The organism is Yersinia thracica (assembly GCF_902170565.1).
GTDB classification, from domain to species: Bacteria; Pseudomonadota; Gammaproteobacteria; order Enterobacterales; family Enterobacteriaceae; genus Yersinia; species Yersinia thracica.
Window position 1 is genome coordinate 1 of sequence record NZ_CABHXX010000108.1, and the last position, 5,041, is coordinate 5,041.

The window sequence follows — 5,041 nt, forward strand, 5'->3', positions numbered from 1 at the left end:
ACATTCATTGCCGTGGCAGCAGCGGCAACGGTGTAATGCTGATCGAGTACAAGCTGGGCAGCTTCGAGGCGAAACTCAGGGCTAAAATTGCGTCTGTTACGTCCGGTCATAATGTCACCTGTTTTTGACTATGAGGCGATGATATCACCTCTATTCAGGTGGCCAAATTCACTATGCCACTACAAAGTGTCTGATACACCTCAACCGACAATCACCGTAAGCACCCCCCTGGGATTGGCGAAAAGCGATGACATACCGACCCAACTCTCCATTGACGACTTTATCGAGGGATCAGAGATGAACTCAACTGATTCACTAGCCATTGAGTTAAGCAGTAGCGATAGTGACGTTGATACCGCCTATAAAGAAGCGTTAGTGCTATTTGAGCGGTCAATGTTGGGGGAGGTCAGCGATTCGGAAGTCTATTCAGGGGCGATGATAGCTGCTGATGCCGGTAGTCCCAATGGGATGTTGTTGGTTGGTATCTGCCATGCGGACGGTATTGCTGTTAGTGTTGATTATGATCTTGCTCATTACTGGTATTCAGTCGCCGGTGATGCGGGAAGTACTGAAGCCGCTTATCGAATGGGCGAAGTATATGAATTCGGTTGGGAGGGGGTCGCTACTGATCTGCCAACTGCTGCGGAATGGTATAAAAAAGCTGATGGCTTCATTCTTGCAACTGATGCCTTAAGACGAATAGATCGCCGTTTACTGATGGAGATTGATGTGACACAGCTGGCGTCACAACCCTTAGCCAAACTTTCCGCTTCATTGGACGTTCCGGAGATGGAAAGTATAGATAGTGATGAAGTCCTTAAGCTTCATGGCAAATTAAATGAGTTGCATGTCAGAGAGTGTTTTCTTCAGGCTAATTTGCAAGATTGGCTGGTAGAGCAAAACCACCCGCGTCGGGATACCGATAGTATTGCGTTACCATCTGGCCAGGTACTTGATATACAGCGTTCAGATAATTTGGTGCTACTTAATAGCCATTTGATCAGTTGTATCAGCAAAGCTGTCACCTCGCGTAAGCAATCTGGTACTGGAGAACTATTTGTTGGTGATTATCGGGGGATGGCCATTGAGGTATGCTCATCTGAAGATGCTTTACAGTTTAAACTTAAGGGGGTCAATGAACATTGTCCTGGCTCGTTGCGTTATGAAAAAGGGGTGAGAGAGAAATTTAAGCTACCAGAATTTATAATCAGTATCGGTGATTTTATTAAGAGTATTGACCAAAATTGCCAGCAAATAAAACAGCAATTGGTTGAGGTTCGTAACAATATTGATACGGTTAAGCTGGCTATAGAACAGGTTCAGGGGAATGTGAGTCCTGTAGTACAAAGCTCGGCAGTTCATCAGAATACTGATTCTAATAGTGGGGAGCGCCTGTCACGGCCCTCAAATCACTAATTAATTTGTAACCGTGAAAGACCATCATTTGAGGCTCAATTCAACTTGATGGTCTTTTGTCTGATGTTTTTTGTATAGTAGAAGTGTTAAGGTAATGAAGTGGAAATATATTAACTTTATGATTTAACATGAATTTAGCGAAGGCTAAGTTGTAACTACCTCCGCTTGTTATACCACAAACAGGAATAAGAGCTAATTTGAACCAAAAACTGTATAGTGTCGGTCAGTTAATCGTATAATAGTTTGAGCATTTCTGTGATTAGAGCTTAAATGAATTTAAACAGCAAGATTACGTACTTACTCGTTTGAGATAAAAAAACTTTCAATTTCTTCGGCAAGGCTGATTAATTTTATATCATTATCTATTGCCCCATTTAACTCAAAACCAACGTAATAATTATCATGAGTTTTGCCTGCTGGAATAGTAATGGCTGGTAGACCAGCATTACTTGCGGGTAATGTATTTCTTAAATAGGCATAGTTCGATGAAACTTCCTTTCTATTTAAGATGGCAATGTCTTCATTGCTTGTAATTTCGGTTGCAAGAGCAATTGTAGTTGGAAAAGCAATTGCATCAATATCGTTATCAATAAATAGATTTGAAAATTTATCAATAAGTTTAATTCTTTCGTTATTCATTACACTATTATAATAATCGTAGTCTATCTTAAAAGTTGCATCTGGTGACATAAAACCAACAAGTAACTGTTTTATGCTATTAGATGATATTAATTTTACAAGTTTTGTCATGTCAGTTTCTGGATGATTATTTTTTAAGTAATTTGACATGGCAGGCCAAAATTCATAAAATCCAATAACTGTACCAACGATGTCATTTAGTTCATTTAACTCAGGGAAGTCTAGTTCAATAAAATCAAAGCCATTTGCCTTGAGAAGATCAATTCGCTTTTCCACAATGGCTAATATTTTATCATCTACACCATTGAAAAAGAAATCTCTCACTATTCCTATTCTCTTACTATGTGAGGGGGAAAGAGTAGTACAAAATTTTTCATCACAGAGTAAGGCATCAACAATTTGAATATCCTTAACTGAAGCTGCTATGATTCCTGGTACATCCCGACTGGGAGTTACAGGGGTAACTCCCAGTGTCGAATAACGATTTAAAGATGGGCGAAAACCAACAACTCCATTAAGTGCAGCAGGGATTCTGACAGAACCGGCAGTATCTGTACCAATAGCTATGGGAGATAAACCCATAGCTACAGCCACCGCACTTCCACCACTTGAACCACCTGCTATAAGAGATGGATTATGCGCATTTTTAACATGTCCAAATAAACAATTATGGGAGGTGGCTCCAAGAGAAAGTTCATGCATATTGGATTTACCAACGATAATCGCTCCATGAGATTTTAATTTCTCGATAATAATTGCATCTTTATTCGGAAAAAAATTTGAGAGTGCTAATGTTCCTGCTGTATTAGAAAAATATTTTACATGGATGTTATCTTTAACGACGACGGGTATACCGTAAAGGGTGTGTCCCTTATGTTGTAGTTTGTACTCACTATCCTTGCTTTTTATAAGGCAATATATCTCATTATACTTTTCTGATATCATGACATTATTGTTTATTGCTATTTTGTAATTGTAATGACAGCGTTCAACAATGCTTTCTGGTGTGGCTATACCACTAGATATATCCTCTAACAATGTATCTAGCGTCATGTGCTTATTTTCCTTCACTATTATTTCCTTTAATTTATCAATTGATTTTTGAAGCCGAAATTTGTAATTCTACTTTTTGAATGAAATCGTTAATCCGTGGTGATGTTAACAAACAGACTGTTGGTAATTTTATTCCAAATTTTTTATTTATATTCATTACTAAATTTATTGCACTCAGAGAATGACCCCCAGAAAGGAAAAAGTGACTGTTTTCATTAGGTTTCACAAACAGTATACTCTCCCATTGGGCATGGATAAAACTTGCAACTTCACTTTCCTTTTCTGGACATGTATCTGAATTTTCATCTAAATTAATAGGGTGTGAGGATGGATGTATATTATTCTGGCTAAGATTTTCCTTTAAGTTTAGAATGAATTTTTTTCTGTCTAACTTTCCATTAGGCAATGATGGGAATTCTATTTCTTTAACGAAAGAAACCGGGATCATATATTCTGGAAGATGTTTGATAAGATATTTTTTTAATTTTGAAAAATCCAGATCATCATTGTTTAAGTTAACATGTGCGACAAGTTGTTCATTGCCGTTAATTAAAACAATAGACGAAGTTACTTCATTGCTAAATGTATTGATTACTTCTTCTATTTCTGTAAGGTCTATGCGAAGACCCCGTAACTTAACTTGGTTATCAACTCTTTCTATGAAATGATAGTTTCCTGCCTTGTCTCTTCTTACTAAGTCACCGCTTTTGTATCTGCGGTGACCACTGCTATCATTCAATGAGAATTTATCTGCAGATTTTGATTCTAACTTATAGTAACCATCACTGACACATGGTCCTTCAATAATTAATTCACTTATTTCATTATCAGATAGTTCAAATTTTACTTTAGGTATTGGTTTTCCTATTGGAAGAAATTTGCTTATAAGTACATCACCTGGCATGTAAATAAAGTAAGAACACTGGATAGTAGCTTCTGTAGGGCCATAAAGATTTATAACTGGTATGGATAACCGATTATGTATAATGTTGGCTAATCTTACTGATAGGGATTCTCCACCACAAAAAACCTTTTTTAGAGTAACCAACTCACTGATGTCGAAATTTTTTGTGATAAATTCTAGAACAGTAGGAACTAATTGTATCACCGTCACATTGTGTTTTTTTATATTTGTGACTATATCATATGGCGATGATTCGGAAATTACCATTTTGCAACCAAGCATTAAAGGGGCGAGATATTCCCAAATAGAAGCATCGAATGATGATGACGTTTTCTGTAGGAAAATATCATCGCGTAAAAAGTTAAAGGAACTTATAAACCATTTCATATGATGGGTTAAAGCAGTGAGAGGCACAACGACCCCTTTTGGCTGTCCGGTTGAACCTGAGGTATAAATCATATAAGCAGGAGAGCTGACATCCCTGCCTCTAGATATAAAGTGACCATTGAATTCTTGAAGGGATTGTATTGAAATAGCATCCCTTATATTGCTCGTACTTACATTTTCATCAATAATAACAGCTTTTGCTTCAGAGTTGTCAAGACAGAAGTCGATTCTACTTTTAGGATAATTAGGATCCAAGGGCACATAGGCTGCACCTGATTTTAAAATCCCTAACATTGAAATAATCCATTTTGTAGATCTTTCCATATAAATCGCAACATAGTCTCCAACACCTATACCTCTAGAGTTCAAATTGTGAGCAATATTGTTGGATTGAGTTGATATATATTCAAAGTTGTAAGTACCATATTTGTCAATAACGGCAGTTTTTTGAGATGATTTTTGGGCTACTTCATCAATAAATGAAAGTAAATATTCATCATTCATAAATATGTTTCCTTGGCTTTAAAAGCTAAATTTATATATGTGTATTGGATAAAACGTCTATTGGAGTGAGATATTTCTTGCTCGAATTCAGGTGGAATATGACGGAACATACATGGTGATAATAAAGTTGTCCATAGC

The 5,041-nt window shown here is 37.0% G+C and carries 4 protein-coding genes; 1 reads left to right on the top strand and 3 read right to left on the bottom strand.

Features of this window, described 5'->3' with window-relative positions; genetic code table 11:
* Positions 1–110, bottom strand: a 110-nt coding sequence (locus tag FTA91_RS15605) for a transposase (protein WP_145583581.1), incomplete at its 3' end; no start/stop codon positions are given.
* Between the two features lie 124 nt (positions 111–234).
* Here FTA91_RS15605 and FTA91_RS15610 point away from each other — a divergent pair.
* Positions 235–1,416, top strand: a complete 1,182-nt coding sequence (locus FTA91_RS15610; protein ID WP_186377374.1) for a tetratricopeptide repeat protein — start codon at positions 235–237, stop codon at positions 1,414–1,416.
* 297 nt (positions 1,417–1,713) lie between these two features.
* On the opposite strand, the gene FTA91_RS15615 is transcribed toward FTA91_RS15610, so the two are convergent.
* A complete protein-coding gene (locus tag FTA91_RS15615) occupies positions 1,714–3,108 on the bottom strand; it encodes an amidase family protein (protein WP_145583585.1) in 1,395 nt (464 codons plus the stop codon).
* Positions 3,109–3,145: 37 nt separating this feature from the next.
* Entirely contained in the window at positions 3,146–4,903 is a 1,758-nt protein-coding gene (locus FTA91_RS15620) for a non-ribosomal peptide synthetase (protein WP_145583587.1), read from the bottom strand.
* Between the last annotated feature and the right edge of the window lie 138 nt (positions 4,904–5,041).